We start from the raw sequence: 24579 nt of genomic DNA, 5'->3' as shown, positions 1-24579 counted from the left end.
CACCCCTGCAGTTTTCTGTCATTCCCGGGTGCAGCTCTGCCGACTGCCCCGGTTTCGTGTTCTCTGCCCCCGATGCGGCTGACGGCGAGCTCCCCTGAACCAGGAGTCCCACCGTGCATTCCCCCGCGCTCGACAACGAGCCCGAGCAAACCCCTGAGCCCTCGGCTCAGGTCCGATCCGAGGCATCGTCGACGATCACGACCGCCGCCAAGATCGCCCTCGCGGTCCTGCTGACCGCCGAACTGATGAACATCCTCGACGATTCGATAGTCCTCACCGCCATCCCTACCCTGCAACAGTCGCTCGGTGCCGGACCGGCCGCAGTGCAGTGGCTGACCGCGGGCTATGCGCTGACCTTCGCCCTCGGGTTGATCACCGGCGGCAGGCTCGGCGACATCTTCGGCCGACGCAAGATCTTCCTGCTCGGCACCGCCGGGTTCACCCTCGCCTCGCTGCTGTGCGGCCTCGCGGCCGGCCCCGGCATGCTGATCGCCGCGCGGGTGCTCCAAGGCGGTGCGGCTGCCGTGATGATCCCGCAGGTCTTGGCCACCTTTCATGTCACTTTCGACGGCGAAAACCGCAGCAGGGCTTTCGGACTCTATGGAGCCGTCCTGGCGATGGGCAACGTCTTGGGTCCGGTGCTGGGCGGCGTGCTCACCGAGGCCGACCTGTTCGGCCTTTCCTGGCGGCCGATCTTCCTGATCAACGTGCCCATCGGGCTCGCCGTGATCATCCTCGGACGCAAGTTCATCATCGAGTCGACCGCGCGGCAGGCCGATCGCCTCGACCTCGCGGGCATGCTGCTGTCCGCGATCGCGATGGTGCTGATCGTTTGTCCGCTCACCGAAGGTCATACCAACGGCTGGCCGCTGTGGTGCTTCGCCATGTTCGCAGGTGGTCTGCTCGCGCTCGGCCTGTTCCTGCACCAGCAACAGCGTAAGAAGGACGCCCCGCTTGTCGTGCTGTCTCTGTTCAAAGGCAAGGAATTCGCCGGCGGCCTGTCCGCGCAGCTCATGGTGGGCCTGTTGTGTGGCCTGTTCTTCATGACCTGGACGCTGTATCTGCAACGCGGCCTTGGCATGAGCCCGCTCCAAGCGGCTGTGGCCTTCGTGCTGCTCGCCCTGGGCGAGCTGGGCGGTGCGACGATCGCGGCGAAAACCGCCGGACGTTTCGCGCGCCGCCTACCCCAAGCAGGCGCTCTGATCGCCCTCGCCTCGATGACTGCCTACGGGCTCCAGGTCAGCGGCGGGCGGTCCGACCTGACTCTGCTCGCGATGGCGGTCCCCGTGCTGCTGGTCGGGTTCGGTCTCGGCATGATCGGCGGACCGATCGCCGACCTGGCTCTGGCGAAGGTTCCGCACGAAAGCGCCGGTTCGGCCTCGGGCCTGTTCAACACCGCCTTACAGCTGGGCGCCGCCATCGGCGTCGCCCTGACCGGGCTCGTGTTCTTCGCCGCCACCGGCGGCTCAGCCGACAGCGCACTCAACCGCGACGCGTTCACCGGCGTGCTGTGGTGGGTTGGTGGCGTCTTGATCGTGATGTGGGCCTTGATGTTCTTGCTGCCCAGACACCCGAACAGTCAGGCTTCGGCAGCACGGGTGGAAGCACCGGGCACTGGCCGGTAGGAATACTCATGATCTGATCTGGTCGGGCTGACGATCTTCTGCTGGGTTATGTCCGACGGCGGGGACGCCGATGATTGGCAGTCCCCCGCCGGGCGGCTGTTGGGGTGGATGGGTACAACAGCCGCCCGCCGGAATACCTGAACCGAGCGCAAGCGCTCGCTCTGCCCGCGTTCGTGGGCTTGTTCGTCGCGTCGATCGTCTATGCGGCGACCAGCAGCCGTGTCCGCAACCCGACGGTTCAAATCGGATCACGCGCGATAGACGGCATCAGCTTACGTCGGCGAAGGTCTGCACCACTGGTCGCTGCGGGTCGTATGCAGCCCAGCCCGGATTCCCGGTCCGGGCGAAAGTGACCCAGGCAGTGTGCATTTCGGACGCGAGACCGACCGGCACGTCACCGGGACCGAGCAGCCCGGTGTCCCCGCGCAGCCACGGCTCGTCGGCCGTGTCGAACACAAACGGCAGCTCGACGGTGTGGGTAGCGCCGAGCCGCCCGTTCAGAGCCGTCGAGCGGAACCCGAACGAGTAGACGTGTGTGCGGCCACCCGAGATCCGCGTGTGCGCCTGCACCATCCGCGCCGTACCGGTCTCGAACAGGGCGTCCCCGAGCACCACGGAACGCAGCTCGCCCGGTGTCGCGTCCGGCCGCTCCGCGCGGAACTCGGCCACCGCCGAGTCCGGATCCGGGTACACGCGAGCGGCCACATCGAGTAGGTCGGCCGCTGTCGAGGACTCCAGATTGCCTGCGGGCACGACGTATAGGCGGCCCTCCTCGGTGTTGGTACCGATCAGCAGGTCGACGTCACCGGCCGGGCCATCGGCCAGACTGTCCGCGGGCTGGACCGGAAGCACCAGACTGAACGGGCTGAGACCGACCAACGGATCCGTGGCGGTGTCGGTGCGCAGGTCCAGGCCGCCCAAGGCAGGCAGTATCGCCAGGAAACGCTCGTCCGGGATCGCGGCGAACGCCTCGGCAGTCGGTGCGACACCCAGCGCGGCGGCCGCCGCCGAGGTAACCCGCCGCGCCTGCTCCGGCGTGAAAGCACCGGTGCCATTACCACTTTGGATGATCGCCCGACCGAACAGCCCTTTCGCCTCCGGTGTCGAGAGCAGTGCACCGACGATCGTGGCGCCCGCGGACTGACCGAACACTGTGACGTTTTCCGGGTCGCCGCCGAACGCAGCGATCGCGTCGCGCACCCAGCCGAGCGCGGCGACCACATCGAGCAATCCACGGTTGGCCGGAGCACCCTCCAGGTCGAGGAAACCAGGAACGCCGAGGCGGTAATTCACCCGCACGAGGACAACGCCGTCACGAGCGAAAGCGCCGCCGTCGTAGAGCGCGGCCCGGGTCGAGCCGGTGACGAACCCGCCGCCGTGCACGAAGACCATGACGGGTCGTTTGCCGCCGTCCGCAGCAGGCGTGCGGACATCGACCGTCAGGTACTCCGCGCCCCGCACCCAGCCCGGTCCGAAGTAGGGAATCATGTCGAGCTTGCCGAAATCGCGGGCCGGCTGGGGCGCCGTCGGCCCGGACTGGGTGCCGTCGCGGACATAGGACCAGCCAGGATGCGGCGTGGGCGGTGCGAAACGGCGGGTACCGGTCGGGGCCATCGCATAGGGAATGGCACGGAAGAACTCACCGGACTCGTCGCGACCGCCGCGCACGGCGCCCGCCGGGGTTTCGACGACCGGGTCTGGATATTCAGGCATCGGAAAACGCTTCCTATCTGGGAGAGTTCAGGAGATGCGGGAGAAACCCGCCCACTCTTTGATCGAGAACTTCGACCCGGTGCGCTCGACGGTCGCCGCACCCTGGCCGCCGAAGTGCGCGGGGAAGACGAGCGCGTTGGTCTCGGCGGCGTTACCGAGCAGCTGGTGCCGGGTGGCGCTGGCTTCGGCCGGATCCTCGCAGAAGCAGGAGTTGATGTCCGGCTCCACGATCTGCAGCGGGGTGTGCATCAGATCCCCGACGAACAGCGCCCGGTCGGTGCCCGACTCCAGGGTGAGCACGGACGAGCCCGGCGTGTGGCCGGGTGCGAGGTCGAGGCGCAGGTTCTTGTCGATCCGATACGACCCGTCCCAGAGGTGGGCCTGCCCGGCCTGCTGGATCGGCATGACGCTGTCCTCGAAGACGTTCTGGTTGCCGCGGCCGAACACGGTGTAGTTGTCGTTGGCCGGATCCCAGAACTCGAAGTCCCGCAACGGCATCAGGTAGGTGGCGTTCGGAAAGGTCGGCACCCAGGTGCGGCCGTCGAGGCGGGTGTTCCAGCCGACGTGGTCGATGTGCAGGTGGGTGTTGATGACAACGTCGACGTCCTCGGGGCGAACCCCGGCGGCTGCGAGGTTGTCGAGGTAGTTGGTGTCGAGGCGGCTCCACACCGGTGCGTACGGCCGGTCTTTGTGGTTGCCGACGCCGGTGTCGACGAGGATCGTGCGTCCCTCGCTGCGCAGCAGCCAGGTCTGCAGCGCCGAGTGGCACTCGTCCGTCTCCAGGTTCCAGAAGTCCGGTGCGAGTTCGTCGCGGTGCTCAGCCCACGAGCCCGCCGGGCTGTCCGGGAAGAACTGGCCGGGGCCCATCTCGACCGTGCCGTAGAACTCCTTGATGCGGGTGACGGTGACGTTGCCCAAAGTGATTTGTTCCATGTGGTCAAGCCTGGACATCCGGACGCGGACCAACCACTCCCGCTTTGTCCTACCACCGGCAGGGTGTGGCTGCGCCCGACCCGTCCCCGGATACTGGAGACATGGACGGACCCGGACCACTCGGCGACTTCCTCCAAGCCCGACGGGCAAGGCTGCGGCCGGAGGACGTCGGATTGCGCGAAACCGGCCCCCGCAGGCGGGTGAGCGGCCTGCGGCGCGAAGAACTTGCCCAGCTCGCAGGGGTCAGCGTCTCGTATTACGCACGGCTGGAACAGGGGATGTCGCGCGGGGCCTCCGCCGAGGTGCTCGACGCGGTCGCCCGCGCGCTACTGCTCGACGACCACGAGCGCGAGCACCTCGACCGCCTCGCCGACGCCGCTCGCCATACACCCCGGGTGCGCAGGCCACGGCCCGAGAAGCTCGTCGACGAGACGCGCGACCTCCTCCGCGCGGTCGAGGGCGTCCCCGCGCTGGTGCTCGGCCGCCGGACGGACGTGCTGGCGTGGAACGCTCTCGGGCACGCCCTGCTGGCCGGGCACCTGGACTTCCACAGCCCCGACGACCCCGCGCGGCGGCCGAACATGAGCCGGATCGTCTTCCTGGACCCGCACTGCCGCGAGCTGTACGCGGACTGGAAACGCAAGGCCCGCGCGGTCGTCGGCAACCTGCGCATCGCCGTCGGCAAGCACCCGGACGACCCGTTGCTCGCGGAACTGATCGGCGAGCTGACGATGAAAAGCCCCGATTTCGTGGCACTTTGGGGCGATCATCGCGTGACGCCCTGCGACGCAGCGTCTTACGAACTGCACCATCCCGTCGTCGGCACCGTGACGGTGACGCAGCAGACCCTCTCGATCGCCCGTGCCTCCGACCAGGCGCTGATCGTGTGCACGACCCCTGCGGGCTCCCCCGCCGAGGAAGCCATCGCGTTGCTTCGACAGGCGAGCGAGAGCGCTACCCGGACGACCTCAGTGCGTGTATGACGCAGCGCTGCAATAGATTCCGACGCTTACGGCAGATCGGAGAAGTGCACGTCGTGCGCCACGGCGGTTACCTGAAGTCCGTTGGCACTCGGCTGGATGGCCGTCAGCTTTGCACCCAGCGGCAGCTTCTGTAGCGGCACGACGAAGGTGAGGGCTCGACGCAGCAGCGCCAGCGGCATCGTCGGTCCGCCTGCCGCCGACTGCACCGACACCGGGGTGACCTCGATCCCGTCGTCGGTCGGCGCGACGGTGACGACGATCGTCGCGGGCACCGGGATACCTTCCACCGAGAACGTCCCGGTGACCCGCAGCCCGTCCGGACTGTCGGACATCGACTCCACTCCCTTCGGCGCGTAACCCTTTACGGTGTCGTAGGGCACCACGGCCGTCGCCATCGCCGTTGCCGCAACAAGATTCGAGGTCCGGTTGTTGAGCAGGTCGGTCAGCGGCGCGGCCACGTCGGTCAACGTGACATCGAGGTTGCGCACGGAGAGGTTCTGCTCGCTCCAGTCGCCGACCCGGATGCCGATGTCGTGGTACTTGCCGTCCAGCGCCTGGGTCAGGAACGGGACGCCGCGAATATCGACGCTCGGCTGCTGTGGCAGCTTGTAGTCCGCCGCGATCTTGCGGCCGATCTCGTTCTGCGCCATCACGACCGCGACTCGGTCGCCGACGACCAGCGCGATCGCCAGCACAATGATCAATATCAGAAATGCGCGCATGCGCTCACCGGCTCGGTCATCCCACCATCATGCTTGCCTGGTCGAGTACATTTCGGCTCCGGCGAGGGTGTCGATGGACACGGTCGGTCGGATAGGGCCGAAGAGCTGGGATGATCCGGGCGCTGGCACAACGACTAGTCTGGGCGCGGTGACTGTTACAGAGTTGCCCTTCGGGTCATGGCCGACCGCTATCACCTCCGAATTCGTCGTCACGGCCGCGGTGCGGCTGTGGGACGTACGGGTGGACGGGACCGATGTCTACTGGTCGGAGGGCCGTCCCGCCGAGGGTGGCCGGACCCAGGTCGTGCGTCGCAGCGCCGACGGTACCGTCACCGACCTGCTGCCCGAGGGCATCGACGCGCGTGCCGCGGTCCACGAATACGGCGGCGCGGCCTGGTTCGTGCGCGCCGGCGTGCTCTGGTTCACCAACTGGGCCGACCAGCGGTTGTACCGGCTCGAGCCCGGCGGTGTGCCCGTACCGCTCACCCCGGTCCCCACCACGCCCCGCGGCGACCGATACGGCGACGGCGAGCTCGCCGCGGATGGCAGTGCCGTCCTTGCCGTCCGCGAAAACCATCCAGCCGATGGGCGCGGCGCGATCGATGTTCGCAACGAGATCGTGCGTCTGTCCGCGGACCGCGAGTCGCAGCCGGAAGTCCTGGTGACCGGACCGGATTTCGTCGTCGCGCCCCGGCTGAGTCCGGATGGAGGTTCGCTCGCCTTTGTCTCGTGGGATCACCCGTCCATGCCGTGGGACGACACCGTACTGCGAGTGCGTGATCTCGCGACCGGCGCCGACACCGTCGTCGCGGGCGGCCCGGGCGAATCCGTGATGGAACCGCGCTGGCAGCCCGACGGCTCGCTGTTGTTCCTCGCCGACCGCAGCGGCTGGTGGAACCTCTACCGCTGGACGCCCGGCGGCACGGTCACCCCCGTGATCGAACTCAACGCCGAGATCGGCATGCCCGCTTGGCAATTGGGGTCCGCGCGCTACACCACACTCGACGACGGCAGCATCGTCTTCGCCCGCTGGCGCGACGGCTACGACGCCCTCGGAGTACGCCACCCGGATGGCACGGTGGCCGACCAGGACCTCCCCTTCTCCACGATCACCTCGATCGCGCGTGCCGATGCGAACGCCGTCGTCGTGGTGGCGGCCACGCCGACTACCGAATTCGGTGTCTACCGCATCGAATTCGGCGGCGGCACCCCACATGTCGAACCGCTCCGGCTGCCACGAGAGCTCGGCCTCGACCCCGCGACGCTCTCGGTGCCCGAGCCGATCGCCTTTCCCTCGACGGACCGCACCGGCGCGCCCCGGACCGCGCACGCGCTGTTCTACCCACCCGCGAGCAACCAATACGGCGGCCCGGCAGGGGAACTGCCACCATTGTTGGTCATGATCCACGGCGGCCCAACAGCTTCCGCGCTGCCGACGCTGTCACTGACCACCCAATACTGGACCAGCCGAGGATTCGCCGTCGTCGACGTAAACTACGGCGGCTCAACCGGATACGGCCGCGAATACCGCGACCTGCTCAAAGACGCGTGGGGCATCGTCGACGTAGCCGACTGCATCGCCGCGGCCAGCTGGCTCGGCGAGCACGGCCGAGTCGACCCACAACGGCTCGCCATCCGCGGCGGCTCGGCGGGCGGCTACACGACGCTCGCCGCCCTCGCCCGCCCGGACACCCCTTTCGCCGCCGGCGCAGACCATTACGGAGTCGCCGACCTCGAAGCCCTCGCCGCCGACACTCATAAATTCGAAAGCCGATACCTCGACGGCCTGATCGGCCAATACCCGGCCCGCCGCGATATCTACCGCGACCGATCCCCCATCCACCACGTAGACCAACTCCGCAAACCCCTGATCGTCCTGCAGGGCAGCGACGACCCGATAGTCCCGCTCAACCAGTCACAAATGATCGTCGAGGCCCTACGAGAACGACGAATCCCAGTGGCCTTCCTGGTCTTCGAAGGCGAACAACACGGCTTCCGCCGCGCCGAAAACATCCGCCGCGCCCTAGACGCCGAACTGAGCTTCTACGCCCAAGTCTTCGGATTCAAACCACCCCTAGCCGAAAACATCGACCCGGTAACCGTAGAAAACCTCACCTGACGCACTCGCCCGACTATGGCAAAGAACTAGCGATCTGAGCCAGGCAACGAGTCCATCAGGGCTGCAAGGGTTTTCCCATCCACGGCGACTGACGAGGTGTGGTCCCAGACGATCCGCCAACCTGCGGCCGCGCGCCGCCAGGTCAGCGAACTGGTCGCGCGCAAGCCGGTCTCGGTGCCGTCGGCGGATACCAGCCGCGCGAGGAAGACCAACCGCGAGGCGGCGAGGTCGCCGGACACCAGTACGTGCGGACCGTCGGCGAGCCGATGGTCCGCCGCCACCAGCCGCTCGAAGACCGGCTCCCACAGCGACCGGTATTCCTCGGCACTGCGCGCCACGCGGTGCTCGGGGTCGGCGTCGTCGTAGAGCAGGACGTCCTCGGCATCCCAGTCGTAGAACTCACCCTGGACTGCACGGAGGTCGAACGGCGGATCACCCTGCTGACGATCCCAGCCCCACAACCACCGCACATGGGCCGCCGCCACGGTTTCCACGGCGGTCAGCACGCGGACTCCGCCCGCATGGCCCCGGTCTTCTGCATCGTTCGCTGCTCGTCTCATCCATCGATGATCGGCAGCGAACAGCCGGACTACCAGGCCGCGCACCTCCTGGTAGCGGCGCACCTACCCACGGGCCCGACATCGCTCGGGCGGCGGCCTTTCCGTACTCCCTCGGTCTCAGTTCAGTGGTGTGTTCCGTGGTCGGCACGGATGTGACCGTGGCGGCCTGTGCCTAGCGTTATGAGCATGGAAATCAACGCAAACATCAGCACCGACATCAACATTCACCTCGAGGTGGCCGATCCCCGGGCCACCGCCGCGATCTACGACGCCGCGTTCGGTCTGGGCGACCGGCTCGGGTTCCGGGCTTCGTCGGCGCCGACGACCGGTTTCCGCGGATTCATCTTGTCGCTGGTGGTGTCGCAGCCCTCCGCCGTCGACAGCCTCGTCGGCACCGCGGTCGACGCCGGGTTCACCGTCCTCGAGCCCGCGAAGAAGAGCCTGTGGGGTTACAGCGCGGTGGTGCAGGCGCCGGAGGGGACGATCTGGAAGGTCGCCACCTCGAAGAAGAAGGATGTGGGCCCGTTCACCCGCGAGATCGACGACCTGGTGTTGTTGATGGGCGTGGCGGATGTGAAGGCCAGCAAGAAGTTCTATGTCGATCGCGGCTTGACCGCGTCGAAGAGCTTCGGCGGCAAGTACGCCGAGTTCGCGAAGCCGGGCTCGCCGGTCACCCTGGCGCTGTACCCGCGCAAGGCTGCCGCCAAGGAGGCGGGGGTCGCGTTGGCAGGCAGCGGATCGCACCGCCTCATCATGGACAGCGGCATCGGTTCGTTCACCGACCCGGACGGTTATGTGTGGGAGGCAGCGGCCTGAGCCGGCGATCATGCCCCCGCGGCAAGTGCCAGACTCCGGGTGTACTGGTAGGGGCACTGGGCGCGTTCGAATTCCGTTGCGAGGGCGTGCAGTCGGCCGCGGTCATCGTCGAGCAAGGCGGCGGCCCGCTCGACGATCGGACCGGCAATCGGGTTGCCGGACACCGTGATCCGAGCCGCAGCGACGAAGCCGCGGGCATCCGGATGGCCGGCCAGGACCGCGGCTTCGGCGCGCAGAGCGACATACCAGTGTCGCCAAATCCAGATAGTGCGCTCGTCCAATGTGTCCGGCTCGGCGGCCAGTTCGGCCAGTGCCGGCTCGGGTTGCCCACGGTCGAGCAGCACGATGGCGTCGAAGACGGCACGGTAGGCGACCCCACGGTCGGACGTGCCGCCGAGGGCATCCGCGATGGCCAGCCACTCGGCGCGTGCGGCGTCGTCACCGCGCAGACCGTGGGCCATCGCGACGGCCGCGGCGGCCGGGGCGAGACTGGGGACGCTCGGGCGGCCGGAGAGCTCCCAGGAATCGACGAATTGTCCACTGCTGGCAACTACTTCATCGAGATTGCCGAGCAGGGCGTCCACGACAAGGAGCGCGGAGGTGGCGAAATCACCGCGCTCGGCCAGCAACGGCAGATCACGCAGCTGTTCGGCCCAACGGCGGGAATCTCGGAGGTCGCCGACTCCGATACCGATATCGGCCGACTCGGACAACGCGTTGACGCGTTCGAGGGCGCTGGCGGGCGTCACCGGCAGGGCGGCCAGCAAGGCGACCCGCCGGCGGGTGGTCTCGGCGGCGGCGAAGACATCCCCGGCCCAGCATTGAGCCGCGGCGAGGGCGTCGAGCGCCGCGCTGCCGGCGAGCGGGTCGCCGGTGCGATCGGCCAATTCGACAGCCCGTTGTGCGAGCGAGATCGACACAGTGCCAAGCGTTTCCGGCAGATCGGTGCGTGCGGAATCGGTGGCTGTGATCGCCTCGGGCGCAACGGTTTCCGACTCGCCCTCGGCGAGCACGCCGCATTCGGCGAGGGCCACGGCGGCAAGTGCGGCCGGGTCCGCACCGGCGAGTTCGCGCGCCTCGGACAGCAGCGACGCGGCCTCGCCCGCCGCAACCGGCTGCGCGAACGTGTCGGACATGCGGTAGACGGTGATCGCGGCGGTGGCCAGATCCCGGGCTGACGCCGCGGAATCGCCTGCACCGCCGACGGTTTCGGCGGCGGCGCGATAGCGGCGATACATGTCCTCGCCGCGCATCCGGCAACCGGCCACCTCGGCGGCACGCCGCAACGCCGCAGCGGCGGCGACCGGGTCATCGGTCAGCGCCGCCGCCTGTTCGTAGCGTCGCTGGGATTCACCGATCAGATTTCGACGGAAAGCCAACTGCGCCAGGGAAATCGCCAGCTCATGTGCGTCGGCCCTGCGCTCGGGTAGCGCCGCCACCCAAGTCAGTGCCGCGCGCATATCGTCGGCGGCGGCATCGAACGCGCAGCGCCATTCGCGGGTGTTCGGCGCGGGGTCGGCGACCAGCTTGTCGGCGGTCGCCGTGCACCAATTGAGGTGGCGCGCAAGAACTTCGTCGAGTTCACCGGCGGTGGCCAGTTCTTCGCGTTCGTATTGGCGGATGGTCTCCAGTGCCCGGTACCGGGTGCCGCGCGCGGCGCGCACGACGGCGAGCAGGCTTTGTTCGGTGAGCCGAGCCAGCCCATCGGCGACCGCGATCGGATCCAATTCCGGCGATCCCGCCACCGTCATCGCGTCGACGGCGGTGAACGGCGCGACGAACACCGCAACCCGCCGCAGCACGCATCGGTCCTCGGCGGTCAGCAGCGCCTGACTCCAATCCAGCGTGGCCCGCACCGACTGATGCCGTTCGTCGGCGCGGCGGCCACCGACCAGCAGCCGCAACGGATCCGCGAGGCTAGCGCCGAGCCCGTCGAGTCCGAGGGTGGGCAACCGAGCGGCCGCGAGTTCGATGGCCAACGCCAACCCGTCGAGCCGTCCGCAGATCTCGTGTACCTGGTCCAGCTGCTCGGCGTCCACCGACCAGCCCAGTGCCGTGGCCCGATCCAGAAACAAGGCCACGGCGTCTTCGGCGTCGTCGCCGAGCGACAGCGGCGGCACCGGGTAGACCTGCTCGAACGGCACCATGAGCCGCGCCCGGCTGGTGGCCAGCACGGTCACGTTCGAGCTATGCGCGAGCAGGTGTTCGATGAACGGCACCACCCCGTCGAGCAGATGCTCACAGTTGTCGAGCACCAGCAGCACCCGACGCTCACCCAGCGCGGCCGATACCGAGTCGTCGAGACTGCGCCCCTGCTGCTCGCCGAGCCCCAGCGCCCGCGCCACCGCGGCCCCGGCCATCGCCGGGTCGGTCACCGGCACCAGGTCCACAAACCATGCGCCGCCGGTGAATTCACTGACAAGGTCCGCGGCGACAGCCAAGGCCAGCCGCGTCTTGCCGACTCCCCCGGGCCCCAGCGCGGTCACCTGCCGATGCGTCCGCACCGCCTCGCGCAACGCGGCGCGTTCCCGCTCGCGGCCGACGAACGAGGTCAGCGGCGAGGGCAGCACGGCGACCGCCGCGGCGCTGTCCGTCGCCTCCTCGAACTCGCTCGCCCGGCCGGCCAGCGCGCGCCGGTCCGCAACCCCGACCTTGCGCAGCAGCGAGGACACATGGGTCTCCACGGTGCGCACGGAAATGAACAGCTGCGCAGCGATTTCGGCATTGCTGCGATGCTGCCCCACCAGGGCGAGCACCTCGGCCTCACGGTCCGAGATCCCGGCGGCGGGCTTCGACTTCGACACACCCACATTCTCACGTACCGCCATTTCACACGCGCGAGGACACCTAGGTGGGTCTCTCAGTGGTGCGTTCCGTGGTCACCACGGATGTCACGCCGTCTCGCCGGACATAACGTAATTCCCATACCGACCAGCACAAACATCGGACATACAGGAGTGAACATGACCGCAGCCAAGGGCATCAAGACCGTGCTGCACCCCGTCTCCGATCTAGCCACGGCCACTGCCGTGTACACCGCCCTGCTCGGTGTGCCGCCGCAGATCGAAGGCACCTACTACGTCGGCTTCGACATCGACGGTCACCACATCGGCCTGGTGCCGGACGGTGGCCCGCAGGCCATCACCACCCCGGTCATCTACTGGGAGGTGCCCGATATCGAGACCAAACTCGCCGAACTGACCGCCGCCGGCGCGACGGTGAAGCAGGCGCTGCGCGATGTCGGCCAAGGCCGCCGGGTCGCCGAGGTCGCCGACCCCGACGGCAACGTCCTCGGTCTGCTCCAAGATCGCTGAAGCCCACCGAAACCAACCCGCAATCCCACGGAGGAAACAGCAATGACCACTCGCACCGCCCCCAAGAACAAGCCCACCGTCGGCTTCTCCGCCGAGGAACTCGCCGCCATGAAGGACCACGCCCAGGAGCTCGGGACCGCCGCCCGCCGCGGCGGGCGCGCCACCAGGGCCGACGGCACCGCAGACGTCCTCGCCAAGATCGCCGAAATGAACGACTCCGATCGCGCGCTGGCCGAACGCATCCACGCCATCGTCACCGAACACGCCCCGCACCTGACTCCCAAACTCTGGTATGGCATGCCCTCCTATGCCAAGGACGGCAAGATCGTCTGCTTCTTCAAATGCGCCGAGAAGTTCAAATCCCGCTACGCCACCCTCGGTTTCGAAGACAAAGCCACCCTCGACGAGGGCACCGTCTGGCCCACCTCCTTCGCCGTCACCGGCCTCACTCCCGCCGACGAACAGCTGATCGGCGCACTGGTCGCGAAAGCGGCGAGCTGAGCCACCGGACTTCGCCCGAGCCGCCTACGACAACCTTGCCCATAGCCCAAGCGCGAGCACGTGCACGCCGTCATCGCCACCCTGCGGGGCTGAAACCCGAGAAGTTCTATGGTCTGAGGATGGGCCTCGACGCTGGATACCAGGCGATTCCTTACGATCCGCTGCTGGAACGTGCGATGCACGATCGGGCGGCGGCCGAGGAGGCGATTGTGTTCTTCAGCAGGTTGGCAACCGAGGATCTGACCAATTCGCAATACCGGGACGATCCCGTCTGGCGGGAGCTGGCACCCGTCGCTCGGCAGATCGTGCGCGAGCGACCCGGCATCCTCGACCGAACCTTCTCGACGCGGGCGTGGGATGCCGTCTATTGGTTACTTGCGCCGAACCGTCGAGAGGGCGAAGGGCGGAATCCGGACGGGCTGGCCGAGATCACCGTAATCGGGGCCGAGCCGTTTGCCTCGGATGCGACTGCGGGACAAGGGATTACACTCCGATTCGTCCGTCCGACTACGGCGCGGATCGTAGCCGACTACGTGGAAAACAGTGTGGAGAGTGCGGCTCGGCTGTTCGACGCTGACGCGATGGTGGCGTCCGGCGTCTATAAAGGTCCGCAGGATCGCGAATACCTTCTTGATCTACTGGCCGAGTATGCAAAGTTGTATCGGCTTGCCGCCGACCTGGACGAATGCGTGCTGGTGACACTCGACTGAATCAAGTGATCGGGCGCGTGCCCCGCAGCACATCCCTTCACCTAGGCCGCCACACTTTTCGGGGCAGCCATTTTGGGGGCAGCGCTGGACGGCCGAACCTACACTCCCACACAGGAAGTCGCCCTCGCCCTGCAGCATCCCGCGCAGTTCGCCCCCGGCACCCGATTCCAATACGCCAACACCAACTACATCGTCGCGGGCCTGCTGATCGAGGCGGTGACCGGACACCGCTACACCGATGCGCTGCGCAACCGCATCCTCACTCCGCTGGACCTGTCGAACACCTACCTACCGGCCACCGGCGAAACCGGCCTGCGCGACCCGCATCTGACCGGCTACGACACCGTCGACGGCACCGTCACCGACCAGACGCTCATGGAGCCGTCGCTGCCCTGGGCCTCAGGCGCGATGATCAGCACCGGCGCCGACCTGAACCGGTTCTTCACGGCGCTGCTGGCCGGGCAGGTGGTGTCGCAGACCCTACTGCGGCAAATGCTCGACGGCAGCGACATGGGCAACGGTGACGGCATGTCCTACGGTCTCGGCGTCGGATACACCCAACTCCCTTGCGGCGCACAATATGTCGGCAATGTCGGTGGCGTCCACGGGTTCACTGGCATCACCGGTGCCACCGCAGCCGGGCGTGCGATCACCATCTCCTTCACCGGCACACCCACGACCGTGGACATCGGCAACTTGCTGGACCACGCCCTGTGCGGGTGACCATCCCGTGGATGTCTCGGCGGCGGACTCCGCTGGCTATAGGGGTTGGTACGACCGCTGCAGAAATGCGGTGCGCCCGAAACAGGCAACGCAGGATGATGATCCGATGCCCACCCTGCTCTCGTGTACGGATCCGCTCAACCAGCGCCGCACCGATCCTCATTTCGCCGCCGAGACAGCCGCCGCCCGCGCACTCGGCGCGGAAATCGGGCTGATCGACCACGACCTGCTGCTGGCCGGCGATCCCGCCGCGGCGGTGCGTTCCGTGCCACGCGATCGCGGACCGGCCTGGTATCGCGGCTGGATGATCCCCTCGACCGCGTGAAGCAGCTCGGCCCACGCTTCATCACCACAGACCTCGCCCTACGCACCGACGGTGTCTGGCGGGTGATCGAAGTCGGCGACGGCCAGGTCTCAGACCTTCCCACAGACATCGACCCCGACCTCATCGTCACCGCACTACTCGATGCTCCACACCCCAGCGGCCCGAATCAGTAGAACGGGCGGGCGCTGGGCTGCGGGATCGACGGTCAACCGCGCACGTGCAACCTGAAACCCTTGCGCCCCAAGGGGTCCAGCCCTTCCTGCAGGTCCAACGAGGGAATCTCGTAGTCACCCGCCGGAACGCAATGGGCTCGGTCGACGCCAGCGCCGGATGGCCGTCACGCTCGTCTGTGCGTACCGTCGTTGTTATCGTTGCAGGGTGACGAACATACGACAGGCGTGGTGGTGGCTGCTCCAGCAGCCCGACTAACCATGTCCGCGGGCTGTACGCAGCCCGTAGGTCACATCTGACGTGCACGAGGTTTCGTACGGCCCCTTGACCATCCAGGAGCCCTACGTTGAATACCTTCTCCGCCACCGTCGAACGCAGCGAAATGTTGCGTGCCGCGGTCACCGAGAACCCGCATCGGTACCGCATTCTCACCGGCGAACGCCCAACCGGCCCTTTGCATTTAGGCCACTACTTCGGCACCGTTTCCGAACGCGTGCGCCTGCACGAGCTGGGGGTGGACACGTTCGTCATCCTCGCCGACTATCAGGTCATCACCGACCGCGACGCGATCGGGAAGGTCCGCGAGAACGTCTACAGCGCCGTCCTGGACTATCTGGCCGCCGGTATCGACCCGAGCCGGGCGACCATCTTCACCCACTCTTCGGTCCCCGCCCTCAACCAACTGCTGCTGCCGTTCCTCAGCTTGGTGACCGAGGCCGAACTCCACCGCAATCCCACGGTCAAGGCGGAGCACGCGGCATCCGGACGCGCACTCAGCGGACTGCTGCTGACCTACCCGGTCCACCAGGCCGCAGACATCCTGTTCTGCAAGGGAAACTTGGTTCCCGTCGGGAAGGACAATCTGCCGCACGTCGAGTTGACCAGGGTGATCGCCCGGCGCTTCAACGAACGCTACGGCGATGTCTTCCCCGAACCGCAGGCCCTGCTCACCTCCGCACCCGAAGTTCCCGGTCTCGACGGCAGGAAGATGTCCAAGAGCTATGGGAACGCGATCGCACTGTCGATGACCGCAGACGAAACGACCGCTGTGATCCGCCGCGCCCCGACCGACTCGCAACGACTCATCACCTTCGATCCGGTCGACCGTCCCGGTGTCTCCGCGCTATTGACCACGGCCGCTCTGTGTTCCGGTGGCGATGAACGAGCGCTGGCCGATGACATCGGCGATGCCGGGGCGGGCACGTTGAAGAAGGTCACCGCCGACGCGGTCAACGATTTCCTCGCGCCACATCGCCGACGCCGTAGCGAATTCGCGCGTGATCCGGACTATGCACGCAGTGTTCTGGGGGATGGGAACCGCCGCGCCAACGAGATCGCAACCCGCACTCTCGACGAGGTGCACGCCGCGATGGGAACCGCATACTGAATGTCGACATCGTGGCGTCCGCTCCGACGTTCGGGTATGGATGGGTCAGCCGGACGCATCCGCAATCGCGAAGGAGCGGCGATGAAGTACGTGATCCTGATTCACTCCAACCCACAGCCCTGGGGACATCCGACGGGCGACTTTCTGCCCGAGTACCAGGCGATGCCGCAGGAAGAACGGGAGCGGATGACCGCCGATTTCGAGAAGTTGCTCGGCGAGATGCAGGAGAAGGGTGAGTTGGTGACGGGCGAGGCCCTCGGAGCGCCCGAGTCGTCGCGGCTGTACCGGTGGGCCGACGGGAAGCCGCTGGCGACCGATGGTCCGTATTCGGAGGCCAAGGAACATTTGGCCGGGTTCTTCTTGATCGATGTCGAAAGCCACACGCGCGCCGAGGAGATCGCCGCCCAGTTCGCCGGTCCTGGTGAGACCGTCGAACTGCGGCCGACGATGTGGCCGGGCGGCGACGACCAGTGAACAACCGGGTGGTGGAGGACATGTGGCGGCACGAGTCGCCGCACGTCCTCGCCGCCCTGCTGCGCAGGCACGGTGACCTCGGCGACTGCGAAGACGCGGCCCAGGAGGCCGCCGAGGCGGCGACGGTGCAGTGGTCGCGCGACGGAGTACCCGCGAATCCACGCGGCTGGCTCATCACCGTGGCGTCGCGACGACTGATCGACCGGCTCCGTGCCGACAGCGCGCGAGCCGGGCGCGAGGAGGCAGTGGCCGTCGCACAGCCGAGCGACGCGCACCTCGTACCGTCGGGGGAACCGGGCGACGACATGCTGCAGATGTTCGTACTGTGCTGCCATCCCAGCCTGAGCCGCTCCTCGCAGGTCGCGTTGACCCTGCACGCCGTCGGCGGCCTGGGCGTCAGTGAGATCGCCGCCGCCTACCTCGTGCCGCAACGCACCATGACGCAACGCCTCACCCGAGCCCGGTCGACCCTGCGATCGGCCGGTGCGGTGTTCGAACTCCCGAGCCGATCGGACCTGCCCACGCGCATCGCATCCGTCCTCGATGTGTGCCATCTACTGTTCACCGAGGGCCACACCCGTTCCGCCGGTGGCGTACTGGTAGACGGCAACCTCACCGACGAAGCGATCCGACTGACTCGCCAATTGCATTGCGCGATACCGGATCACGACGAGGTCGCGGGCGCACTGGCCCTCATGCTGCTCACCCACTCCCGGGCCGCGACCCGCACCGAGAACGGCAATCTGATCCCGCTGGCCCAGCAGAACCGTTCCCGGTGGGATCGTGACCTGATCGCGGAGGGCGTCGGCATCCTGGAGCGGGTCCTGCCCCGCGGCCATGTCGGCCGGTTCCAGTTGCAGGCGGCGATCGCCGCCGTGCACGCGGAGTCACCCACCTGGGAGAGCACCGACTGGCGGCAGATCAGCATCCTCTACGACCTGCTCGACCGCGTCGCACCAGGCCCGATCGTGACGCTCAACCGAGCAGTCGCCATCAGCATGGCCGTCGACCCGAAGCACGGTTTGGACCTGATAGCACCCCTGCTCGACAACCCGGCCATGCGCCGTCATCACCGGACGCACGCGGTACGTGCACATCTCCTGGAAATGATCGGCGACCAGGCCGGTGCCATCGAAAGCTACCGGCGCGCTGCGCAACTCACCGCGAGCGTCCCCGAACAGCGCTACCTCAATGATCGCGTCCGTCGCCTCAGCGACCCTGCCTAGCTACGGCCGCTCGAGCCACGCTACGAGGGCGATATGCCCGCGATCCGGTCGGCGGCAGCTTCCACGGAACCTCTCCGGAACCTACTGCCCCACAGTCGATCCGGCGCACACCCGCACGGAAGCGATCTCGAGCAGACCGTCGAGTTCAACCTTCCCGACGGTCTGTTTCGGGTCGACTCGAAGCCCGTCGCGGCGAGCGAGGTCGAGGATGCGTTCGGCCAGCGGCATGACCATGTGACGGCCCCAGCATCGTTCCGCCGCAGGGCCGAACGGCAGGTAACCGGGGTGACTCTCGGGGTCGAGGCCGTCCCAGCGCTCGGGACGGAATTCGTCCGGCGCTTCCCAGAGGCGGGGGTCGCGATGGCTGAGTAACGGCAGCAGCAGCAGGTCGTCTCCCCCGCCGATCCGTGCGTCGACGGCCGGATACTCAGAACCCTTGAGACGCAGGATATTCCAGGACGGCGGCAGCAACCGGAGGGTCTCGAGCAGAATGTTGCGATTCGAGGTTTCCGGATCCAACGGCGACGCCAGCCACATCGCGCTGGTGACCAGGGCCGCCACCGTGAAACACACCGGCGCCGCGACCCGGCGATAGAGGTACATGGCGTACCGGCGATCGCGAAAACCGTTGGCCTGGAACACCTGTGTCGCCAGCTTCGACAGCGGTCGTCGCTGTCCCGTCCGGCCGATCAGCGCGGCACCCGAGGTGACCGCCGACCAGGTCAGCTTCGGGGTCAACTCGAGCCTGCGGTCGACCAGCAGCCGGAATCGGAAATCTTCACCGCCGAAGACGAGATCGCGAACGTAATCGTGCGCGCGCTGCGGCCAGACGCCGACGAGCGGACCGTCGGCATCGAGCGGAGCCTTCAACGCCGAGCGCACGTCCGCGCTGACGGCCTGCATGAATGCGGCGGAATCGGCCCGGCTCACCAGCCGTCGACGCACGGGCTTGAAGGTCGGTCGTTCGTCGTGCCGCGCGGGCCTGGCGTCGAGCACCGCGTCCAGCAGATCAGCTCCGGCAATGCCGATAGTGTCGGGCTCGAGGCGGAAAAGGTCCTCGCCACGGTACTTTTCGAAAAGTTCGGCGATTCGCGGCGCAAACACAACGGTCCGAATATCTCCGGCACTGTGCCGTATGGACATGACGAACTCCCGGATGTCTGGACGGGACTCGCGCCCGCTACGGTAACCAGCGGGCGCGAGTGCAACAACTGCGGAGGAGCGTCAGATCCACCCGTACCAGGCGTACTTCTTCAGGCTCTTCTGCTGCTTCATCCGTTTGACCATACGTACGAGAGTCATGACTCCACCTCCGGTTGTGAGTGTGTCTGGTGAATGCACCTGGATCACAGGCACCCGTCGAGGGTAAGCGAAACATGTTGCGCGCAGATGCGTTTCGGAGAAGTTAGCGCAGAATGATGGGCCTGTGACGCACAAATTATGCGCCCTTGCGTACCGTGCAAAATGGTCAATCTTGCACACGCGACGAATAACGAAGGCGCATTATGAATCTCGCGGCCTCGACTCGGATCGAAGCGCTGGACGCCGACTTTCACGCCAATCCGCACCGGTACTACCACCGGTGGCGGGAGCAGGGACCGGTGCTGCGGGTCAGCGCGCCCTCGGGAGTGGTGAGCTGGCTGGTTGTCGGCTACGCCGAAGCCCGTGCCGCACTGCGGGATCCGCGACTACGCAAGAGCGCCGACGGCATCCAGGAGCTCTTCCGCCGAAAGCATCCGACGGCGCCGGCGAACGCGCCGCTGGCCAACCTCGATCACAACATGGCCAATAGTGACTCGCCCCAACACATCCGCCTGCGCAAGCTCGTCAACAAAGCCTTCACGCACCGAGCCATCGCCGAACTGCGGCCACACATCGAGGAGACCACCCAGTCACTGCTCGACGAGATGGCCGAGCACGACGAGATCGACCTGCTCGCGGCATTCGTTTTCCCGCTGCCGGTCCGAATGATCTGCGACATGCTCGGAGTGCCGCGCAGCGACGTGCCGGGATTTCAGCAGTGGGCCCGGAAGCTGTTCCAGGTCGTCGGCGACGAGCGCGCCGACGCTTTCCGCGAGTTACGCTCGTACCTAAGGGAATTGGTGGTGCAAAAAAGGGCTCACCCGGGTGCCGATCTGCTCTCCAAGCTGATACACGCCCGCGACAACGGCGACTCGCTCTCCGAAGTCGAACTGTTGGACATGGCCGTCATGCTGCTGGTGTCCGGGCACGGAACTACGGTAGATCTGTTGACGACCGGATCGCTCGCACTATTGCGCGATGACTCGCTCTCACATACGTTGCGCGCCAACCCTTCCGCGCTACCCGCTGCCGTCGACGAGTTCCTGCGGTTCGACGGCCCGATCCATTTCTCCACAATCCGCTACACCGCGGAACCGGTGCTGATCGGGGATACGGAAATCCCAGCGGGCGAATTCGTGCACATCGCCGTCGCCGCGGCGAACCACGACCCGGCAATCTTCCCGGAGCCGGACCGGCTCGATATCGGCCGCGATGCGGGCCAGCACCTCAGTTTCGGTCACGGAGCCCACTTCTGCGTAGGTGCCCCCTTGGCCCGAATGGAGGCAACAATCGCCTTCTCGGCCTTGCTCCAGCGTTTCCCGAATCTACGACTGGCTTGCGCCTACTCGGACCTGGCCTGGCACAACAACTTCGGCTTCGCCACCCTCATCGAACTGCCAGTCCGACTGGGGCGCACCGAGGTACCGAGCCACGCCGCCGACATCCCACCCGCCGAATCCATTCCCGAGGCATCAGCGCCCGAACGGTAACGCCACACCTGCCCAGGATCCGCACGCTCGTGCCGGATCCGGCGTCACGGCACCCGGTAACTGCAGGTGCGGTTTCGACTGTTCCTGCGCGAAGCGTGGCGAATTACGCCCGCAGGACCTACCGTGGCGGTACAGATCATCCATGCACGGGGGGACTTCATGGATCTCGGTTTCCATCTTTCCGATTTCGAAATCGACGGCGGCACTGCCGCTATCGCCGGTGAACTGGCCCGGGTCGGCGCCGCGGCAGAAGCATCGGGGGCGACCTGGCTGTCGTTCATGGACCATTACTTCCAGATCGAGTTGACCGGCCTGCCAGCGGAGTCCGCCATGCTGGAGGGATACACCACCCTCGGTTATCTCGCCGCGCACACCTCGACGATCGGCCTCGGCCTACTCGTCACGGGCGTGAGCTACCGACATCCCGGCCTGCTCGCCAAGATCGTGTCCACCCTCGATGTGCTGTCCGGCGGCCGGGCAATACTCGGCCTCGGCTGCGCCTGGTTCGAACGCGAGCATCGCGGGCTCGGCGTGCCCTTCCCGCCGGTCGCGGAACGGTTCGAGCGACTGGAAGAGACAGTGCGCATTTGCGCGCAGATGTGGGACCCGCAGAGCAACAAGCCATTTCGAGGCAAGCACTATCAACTGGCCGAAACCCTCTGCTCACCACAGCCGATCAACCGACCCAAGGTCCTCATCGCCGGTGGCGGAGAGCGTAAGACGCTACGACTGGTCGCCCAGTACGGCGACGCCTGCAACCTCGTCGGCTCGTCTCCCGAGGACGTTGCGCACAAACTCGACATCCTGCGCCGCCATTGCGACGACGTCGGCAGGGACTACAACGAAATACGCACAACAATCGTCGCCAGCAACCCGCGCCCGACACCCGCCACCCGCGACGAATTCGTCCACGGGATGGCCGATTACGCGAAACTCGGCGTCCACGAGGTCCTGGTCATCCCGATGGGCGGCGCACCAGCGGCCTGGATCGACGGCATGGCACCAGCCGTCCCGCAGCTCGCCGAACTCGGGTAGCGCCCTATGTCGAAGCGGCGGATCCCGGCAATCCCCATCGCCATCAGGCAAGATGCCTCGCGAGATCGGTCGCGCCATGATCGCCGTCGCAGCGTCCGGATCCGACACTCGTGTCCGCACGCCCCGAGAGATCACCGCACGAGCTACGCCTTCGTGACCACCGGGGGCGTCTACTCGTGCTGCACTCCCTAGCGCAGGCCGTCCGCGCTGCGCGCATACTGCCCGGGCGTCGTGCCCAGAATGCGTTTGAAGTGCCGGATCAGGTGCGGCTGGTCATGAAAACCGGTGGCGGCGGCCACCTCTCGCGCGGGCATGCCGCCGAGCAACAGCGGGCGGGCATGATCGACCCGGCGGGAGATCAGATACTGGTGCGGTGGCATGCCGAACTCGCGGCTGAACGCCCGAATGAGGTGGGTGGGGTCCGCGTGCAGGACGGCCGCGGCCTCGGTGAGCGAAACACCTTCGGCGGTACGGGAATCGAGCAGTTCGCGCAGTCGGTGCGCCAATCCGGGATCGGCGCGCCGGGCCGGCGGATCGGTGCCGCGCAGCAGGTCGCCGAGCCGGTCATGGATCAGCGCGAGGCGACTGGCTGCCTCTAGTTCGTCGCCGACGTGGCCGAGTACCGTGTGCAACTCGCGGACGCGACGGTGCAGCAGTGGGTCGGTAAAGGTAGGGCTGTCGACGGCCCTACCGATCATCGCCTCGGACAGATGGGCATCGTCGAGGTACAGCACCCGCTTGCGGAATCCGTGCGCGGTCGCGGCCTGGCCGTTGTGCGGAACGTGCGGCGGCAGCAGCGAGACCACCGAGCCGAGGACTCCGTGTTCGTGCCGGTCGAGGTCGTAGCGGACCGCACCGTCGTCGACGATCAGCAGCGTCCAGGAATCGTGGGCGTGCATCGGATAGACGTGTCCGATGAAACGGGCATGAAAGACCTCGACGATGCCCGGCACCCGCGGCTGCCAGGCCCTGACCTGCTCGACCGCGCCGCCAACCATGCCAGGATCGTACAAGCCGCGGCGGGCCGGTCGGCGGCAGAGTCATCGGCATGGAGAACCTACGATTCGACACCAAGATCGCCGTACTGCTGCGCGAGGACCTCCCGACCTGGCAGCGGCTGAACGTGACGGCCTTTCTGGTCAGCGGCCTCGGCACGGCAGAACCGGGGGTGATCGGCGAGCCATACGAGGACGCGGACGCGACAAGCTACCTCCCGATGTTCCGGCAGCCGGTGCTCGTCTTCGAGGGCGACAAGGAGGTACTGCAAAGCGCGCACAGCAAGGCAGGGACGCGGGGACTGCGGACAGCGATCTTCACCTCTGACCTGTTCACCACCGGAAACGACCACGACAATCGGGCCGCGGTGCGGGCGGTCGGCGCGGCCGACCTGGATCTCGTCGGCCTCACCGTATACGGGCCGCGCAACGTCGTCGACAAGATACTCAAAGGTGCGCGAATGCATCCGTGAACCCGAATGCCGTGACTCGGCATCGTTCAGGTGGATGATTTCTTCGTATCAGCTGCTCCCACAACCACTGTGAAATCCCACGACCATCGCCATGTCCAAGACCATCGCCACGGCCACCGCCACAACGAGCTGTCTGTCTTCGACAGTGTCGGGTCGGCGGCGCGCGGCGCAACGCCACCCGCCACTACGGCCGCAACGATAGCGCTGACCAGCACCGTTGCCAGCATCGAAGAAAGTCTGTTCCAACGAACAGCTGGCAAGGAAATCGATTCTCTGCGCGACATGAGCGCATCCCCCCGGGCTATTGCAATGTGTTTACAACCGCCCCCATCTTCTCAGAGATACAAGAGGTTTCGTCAGCAGATTGCGCGCTACGCCCGGATCCGCCGACAAATTTCGAAGTACGCCGTCGGTCTCGACTAGCGAGTCTTATTCTCCCGCCGAGCTTTACGCTTGGCCCGCGCCATCCGCAGCAGATAGATCGGAGTCGGCGGCACCCAGCCCAGCTGCATCGCCTGCCCGAGATCGTCCCGATTCGCCCAGTGCTCGATCACCTTGCCATCCACGATCCGCAACCAATGCGACTGCGTGACAGCGAAAGTCTTGCCGGTCGGCGGAAACACCTGATCCACCTGCCCATCCTCGGCATACGCCACGAACGGCCCGACATGACGCCCGTGCATGGTGGTGTGCAGCGCCACCAGTTCGCCGTCCACCACGGCAGCCTCGATGGTGTGGTGCAGATCCGCGTACGCAGCGCGCAGCCACAGCGCTGTCGCGTAATACGCGGCGGGTCCGCGACCGCGGGCGGCAGGCGGCTCGGCTTTGGCCTCCCGGTTGGTCGCCGCCGGGTGGATTATCGCGTCGAAATCGGCGAGCTCACCGGCGGCCATGATCTCCACCGAGCGGATGGCCACAGCGCGCGCGGTATCGGCCGCGGTCAGGAAAGTGCTGTCCATGAGGACCTCGCAATCGCATGCAG

The 24579-nt window shown here is 66.9% G+C and carries 26 protein-coding genes; 17 read left to right on the top strand and 9 right to left on the bottom strand.

All coding sequences use genetic code 11. The annotated features are described in order from the left end of the window. Positions 1-113 precede the first annotated feature (113 nt). Positions 114-1625 (top strand): MFS transporter, encoded by a 1512-nt coding sequence (locus ABZ942_RS18635; protein WP_357383504.1) that lies wholly within the window; start codon positions 114-116, stop codon positions 1623-1625. 267 nt (positions 1626-1892) lie between these two features. On the opposite strand, the gene ABZ942_RS18630 is transcribed toward ABZ942_RS18635, so the two are convergent. Both ABZ942_RS18630 and ABZ942_RS18625 read right to left on the bottom strand, forming a co-directional pair. Further along, positions 1893-3338: a carboxylesterase family protein gene (locus tag ABZ942_RS18630; protein ID WP_357383502.1), complete on the bottom strand. Its 1446-nt coding sequence runs from the start codon at positions 3336-3338 to the stop codon at positions 1893-1895. A 27-nt stretch (positions 3339-3365) separates the two neighbouring features. Further along, the gene (locus ABZ942_RS18625; protein ID WP_357383500.1) at positions 3366-4271 is read right to left on the bottom strand and encodes an MBL fold metallo-hydrolase; all 906 of its coding nucleotides are present in this window, start codon (positions 4269-4271) and stop codon (positions 3366-3368) included. 101 nt (positions 4272-4372) lie between these two features. Here ABZ942_RS18625 and ABZ942_RS18620 point away from each other — a divergent pair, with 101 nt between their 5' ends. After that, a complete protein-coding gene (locus ABZ942_RS18620; protein WP_357383498.1) occupies positions 4373-5254 on the top strand; it encodes a helix-turn-helix transcriptional regulator in 882 nt (293 codons plus the stop codon). Between the two features lie 26 nt (positions 5255-5280). Here ABZ942_RS18620 and ABZ942_RS18615 read toward each other — a convergent pair whose 3' ends face one another. Next, positions 5281-5976 (bottom strand): DUF2993 domain-containing protein, encoded by a 696-nt coding sequence (locus ABZ942_RS18615; protein ID WP_357383496.1) that lies wholly within the window; start codon positions 5974-5976, stop codon positions 5281-5283. Positions 5977-6124: 148 nt separating this feature from the next. On the opposite strand from ABZ942_RS18615, the gene ABZ942_RS18610 reads away from it, so the two are divergent. Next, the gene (locus tag ABZ942_RS18610; RefSeq protein WP_357383494.1) at positions 6125-8095 is read left to right on the top strand and encodes a S9 family peptidase; all 1971 of its coding nucleotides are present in this window, start codon (positions 6125-6127) and stop codon (positions 8093-8095) included. 26 nt (positions 8096-8121) lie between these two features. On the opposite strand, the gene ABZ942_RS18605 is transcribed toward ABZ942_RS18610, so the two are convergent. After that, on the bottom strand, positions 8122-8655 hold the full coding sequence (locus tag ABZ942_RS18605; protein ID WP_357383492.1) for a nuclear transport factor 2 family protein: 534 nt from the start codon (positions 8653-8655) through the stop codon (positions 8122-8124). Between the two features lie 186 nt (positions 8656-8841). Between ABZ942_RS18605 and ABZ942_RS18600 the strand changes: the two genes are divergently transcribed. After that, positions 8842-9471 carry a glyoxalase gene (locus ABZ942_RS18600; protein WP_357383490.1) on the top strand — a complete coding sequence of 210 codons (630 nt, stop codon included), beginning with the start codon at positions 8842-8844 and terminating at the stop codon, positions 9469-9471. Between the two features lie 8 nt (positions 9472-9479). On the opposite strand, the gene ABZ942_RS18595 is transcribed toward ABZ942_RS18600, so the two are convergent. Beyond that, a complete protein-coding gene (locus ABZ942_RS18595; RefSeq protein ID WP_357383488.1) occupies positions 9480-12275 on the bottom strand; it encodes a LuxR C-terminal-related transcriptional regulator in 2796 nt (931 codons plus the stop codon). Positions 12276-12434: 159 nt separating this feature from the next. Here ABZ942_RS18595 and ABZ942_RS18590 point away from each other — a divergent pair, with 159 nt between their 5' ends. The 9 genes from ABZ942_RS18590 to ABZ942_RS18550 all read left to right on the top strand — a co-directional run bounded on the left by ABZ942_RS18590 (position 12435) and on the right by ABZ942_RS18550 (position 18302). Further along, positions 12435-12785, top strand: coding sequence for a VOC family protein (locus tag ABZ942_RS18590; protein ID WP_357383486.1), 351 nt, complete (start codon positions 12435-12437; stop codon positions 12783-12785). A gap of 42 nt (positions 12786-12827) precedes the next feature. Then, positions 12828-13286, top strand: coding sequence for a DUF1801 domain-containing protein (locus ABZ942_RS18585; RefSeq protein WP_357383484.1), 459 nt, complete (start codon positions 12828-12830; stop codon positions 13284-13286). Positions 13287-13321: 35 nt separating this feature from the next. Then, the gene (locus ABZ942_RS18580; protein ID WP_357383482.1) at positions 13322-13996 is read left to right on the top strand and encodes a DUF1877 family protein; all 675 of its coding nucleotides are present in this window, start codon (positions 13322-13324) and stop codon (positions 13994-13996) included. 72 nt (positions 13997-14068) lie between these two features. Next, positions 14069-14719 (top strand): serine hydrolase domain-containing protein, encoded by a 651-nt coding sequence (locus ABZ942_RS18575; RefSeq protein ID WP_357383480.1) that lies wholly within the window; start codon positions 14069-14071, stop codon positions 14717-14719. 106 nt (positions 14720-14825) lie between these two features. Continuing rightward, positions 14826-15044, top strand: coding sequence for a hypothetical protein (locus ABZ942_RS18570; RefSeq protein ID WP_357383478.1), 219 nt, complete (start codon positions 14826-14828; stop codon positions 15042-15044). Further along, positions 15041-15217, top strand: a complete 177-nt coding sequence (locus ABZ942_RS18565) for an ATP-grasp domain-containing protein (protein ID WP_357383476.1) — start codon at positions 15041-15043, stop codon at positions 15215-15217. The genes ABZ942_RS18570 and ABZ942_RS18565 overlap by 4 nt, the downstream gene beginning before the upstream one ends. A 380-nt stretch (positions 15218-15597) precedes the next feature. After that, complete coding sequence (trpS, locus tag ABZ942_RS18560) at positions 15598-16602, top strand: tryptophan--tRNA ligase (RefSeq protein WP_357384551.1); 1005 nt, start codon at positions 15598-15600, stop codon at positions 16600-16602. Positions 16603-16683: 81 nt separating this feature from the next. Continuing rightward, a complete protein-coding gene (locus ABZ942_RS18555; RefSeq protein WP_357383474.1) occupies positions 16684-17076 on the top strand; it encodes a YciI family protein in 393 nt (130 codons plus the stop codon). After that, complete coding sequence (locus ABZ942_RS18550) at positions 17073-18302, top strand: DUF6596 domain-containing protein (protein ID WP_357383472.1); 1230 nt, start codon at positions 17073-17075, stop codon at positions 18300-18302. The genes ABZ942_RS18555 and ABZ942_RS18550 overlap by 4 nt, the downstream gene beginning before the upstream one ends. Positions 18303-18383: 81 nt before the next feature. Here the strand turns inward: ABZ942_RS18550 and ABZ942_RS18545 are convergent, their stop codons facing one another. Together ABZ942_RS18545 and ABZ942_RS18540 are read right to left on the bottom strand one after the other, a co-directional pair. Further along, complete coding sequence (locus tag ABZ942_RS18545; protein ID WP_357383470.1) at positions 18384-19445, bottom strand: cytochrome P450; 1062 nt, start codon at positions 19443-19445, stop codon at positions 18384-18386. Between the two features lie 81 nt (positions 19446-19526). After that, complete coding sequence (locus ABZ942_RS18540) at positions 19527-19604, bottom strand: tryptorubin family RiPP precursor (protein ID WP_218023992.1); 78 nt, start codon at positions 19602-19604, stop codon at positions 19527-19529. A gap of 203 nt (positions 19605-19807) precedes the next feature. On the opposite strand from ABZ942_RS18540, the gene ABZ942_RS18535 reads away from it, so the two are divergent. Then, positions 19808-21094, top strand: a complete 1287-nt coding sequence (locus ABZ942_RS18535) for a cytochrome P450 (protein WP_357383469.1) — start codon at positions 19808-19810, stop codon at positions 21092-21094. Positions 21095-21253: 159 nt separating this feature from the next. Next, positions 21254-22129: an LLM class F420-dependent oxidoreductase gene (locus ABZ942_RS18530; RefSeq protein ID WP_357384549.1), complete on the top strand. Its 876-nt coding sequence runs from the start codon at positions 21254-21256 to the stop codon at positions 22127-22129. 188 nt (positions 22130-22317) lie between these two features. Here the strand turns inward: ABZ942_RS18530 and ABZ942_RS18525 are convergent, their stop codons facing one another. Then, a complete protein-coding gene (locus ABZ942_RS18525) occupies positions 22318-23127 on the bottom strand; it encodes an AraC family transcriptional regulator (protein ID WP_357383467.1) in 810 nt (269 codons plus the stop codon). Between the two features lie 50 nt (positions 23128-23177). Here ABZ942_RS18525 and ABZ942_RS18520 point away from each other — a divergent pair, with 50 nt between their 5' ends. Together ABZ942_RS18520 and ABZ942_RS18515 are read left to right on the top strand one after the other, a co-directional pair. Next, positions 23178-23597 (top strand): DUF2000 domain-containing protein, encoded by a 420-nt coding sequence (locus ABZ942_RS18520; RefSeq protein WP_357383465.1) that lies wholly within the window; start codon positions 23178-23180, stop codon positions 23595-23597. 30 nt (positions 23598-23627) lie between these two features. Continuing rightward, positions 23628-24020: a hypothetical protein gene (locus ABZ942_RS18515; RefSeq protein WP_357383463.1), complete on the top strand. Its 393-nt coding sequence runs from the start codon at positions 23628-23630 to the stop codon at positions 24018-24020. On the opposite strand, the gene ABZ942_RS18510 is transcribed toward ABZ942_RS18515, so the two are convergent. After that, a complete protein-coding gene (locus ABZ942_RS18510) occupies positions 24017-24556 on the bottom strand; it encodes an ester cyclase (RefSeq protein ID WP_357383461.1) in 540 nt (179 codons plus the stop codon). The genes ABZ942_RS18515 and ABZ942_RS18510 overlap by 4 nt on opposite strands. Positions 24557-24579 lie beyond the last annotated feature (23 nt).

This window comes from Nocardia sp. NPDC046473 (assembly GCF_040645995.1).
GTDB lineage: Bacteria > Actinomycetota > Actinomycetes > Mycobacteriales > Mycobacteriaceae > Nocardia.
This window is presented reverse-complemented; position numbering and strand designations above follow the sequence as displayed.

What these genes read in the sequence shown, in the direction of transcription:
- ABZ942_RS18630 (WP_357383502.1), bottom strand. Translation starts at nt 3,338, where the DNA reads ATGCCTGAATATCCAGACCCGGTCGTCGAAACCCCGGCGGGCGCCGTG.
- ABZ942_RS18625 (WP_357383500.1), bottom strand. Translation starts at nt 4,271, where the DNA reads ATGGAACAAATCACTTTGGGCAACGTCACCGTCACCCGCATCAAGGAG.
- ABZ942_RS18620 (WP_357383498.1), top strand. Translation starts at nt 4,373, where the DNA reads ATGGACGGACCCGGACCACTCGGCGACTTCCTCCAAGCCCGACGGGCA.
- ABZ942_RS18615 (WP_357383496.1), bottom strand. Translation starts at nt 5,976, where the DNA reads ATGCGCGCATTTCTGATATTGATCATTGTGCTGGCGATCGCGCTGGTC.
- ABZ942_RS18605 (WP_357383492.1), bottom strand. Translation starts at nt 8,655, where the DNA reads ATGAGACGAGCAGCGAACGATGCAGAAGACCGGGGCCATGCGGGCGGA.
- ABZ942_RS18600 (WP_357383490.1), top strand. Translation starts at nt 8,842, where the DNA reads ATGGAAATCAACGCAAACATCAGCACCGACATCAACATTCACCTCGAG.
- ABZ942_RS18590 (WP_357383486.1), top strand. Translation starts at nt 12,435, where the DNA reads ATGACCGCAGCCAAGGGCATCAAGACCGTGCTGCACCCCGTCTCCGAT.
- ABZ942_RS18585 (WP_357383484.1), top strand. Translation starts at nt 12,828, where the DNA reads ATGACCACTCGCACCGCCCCCAAGAACAAGCCCACCGTCGGCTTCTCC.
- ABZ942_RS18570 (WP_357383478.1), top strand. Translation starts at nt 14,826, where the DNA reads ATGCCCACCCTGCTCTCGTGTACGGATCCGCTCAACCAGCGCCGCACC.
- trpS (WP_357384551.1), top strand. Translation starts at nt 15,598, where the DNA reads ATGTTGCGTGCCGCGGTCACCGAGAACCCGCATCGGTACCGCATTCTC.
- ABZ942_RS18555 (WP_357383474.1), top strand. Translation starts at nt 16,684, where the DNA reads ATGAAGTACGTGATCCTGATTCACTCCAACCCACAGCCCTGGGGACAT.
- ABZ942_RS18545 (WP_357383470.1), bottom strand. Translation starts at nt 19,445, where the DNA reads ATGTCCATACGGCACAGTGCCGGAGATATTCGGACCGTTGTGTTTGCG.
- ABZ942_RS18540 (WP_218023992.1), bottom strand. Translation starts at nt 19,604, where the DNA reads ATGACTCTCGTACGTATGGTCAAACGGATGAAGCAGCAGAAGAGCCTG.
- ABZ942_RS18535 (WP_357383469.1), top strand. Translation starts at nt 19,808, where the DNA reads ATGAATCTCGCGGCCTCGACTCGGATCGAAGCGCTGGACGCCGACTTT.
- ABZ942_RS18530 (WP_357384549.1), top strand. Translation starts at nt 21,254, where the DNA reads ATGGATCTCGGTTTCCATCTTTCCGATTTCGAAATCGACGGCGGCACT.
- ABZ942_RS18525 (WP_357383467.1), bottom strand. Translation starts at nt 23,127, where the DNA reads ATGGTTGGCGGCGCGGTCGAGCAGGTCAGGGCCTGGCAGCCGCGGGTG.
- ABZ942_RS18520 (WP_357383465.1), top strand. Translation starts at nt 23,178, where the DNA reads ATGGAGAACCTACGATTCGACACCAAGATCGCCGTACTGCTGCGCGAG.
- ABZ942_RS18510 (WP_357383461.1), bottom strand. Translation starts at nt 24,556, where the DNA reads ATGGACAGCACTTTCCTGACCGCGGCCGATACCGCGCGCGCTGTGGCC.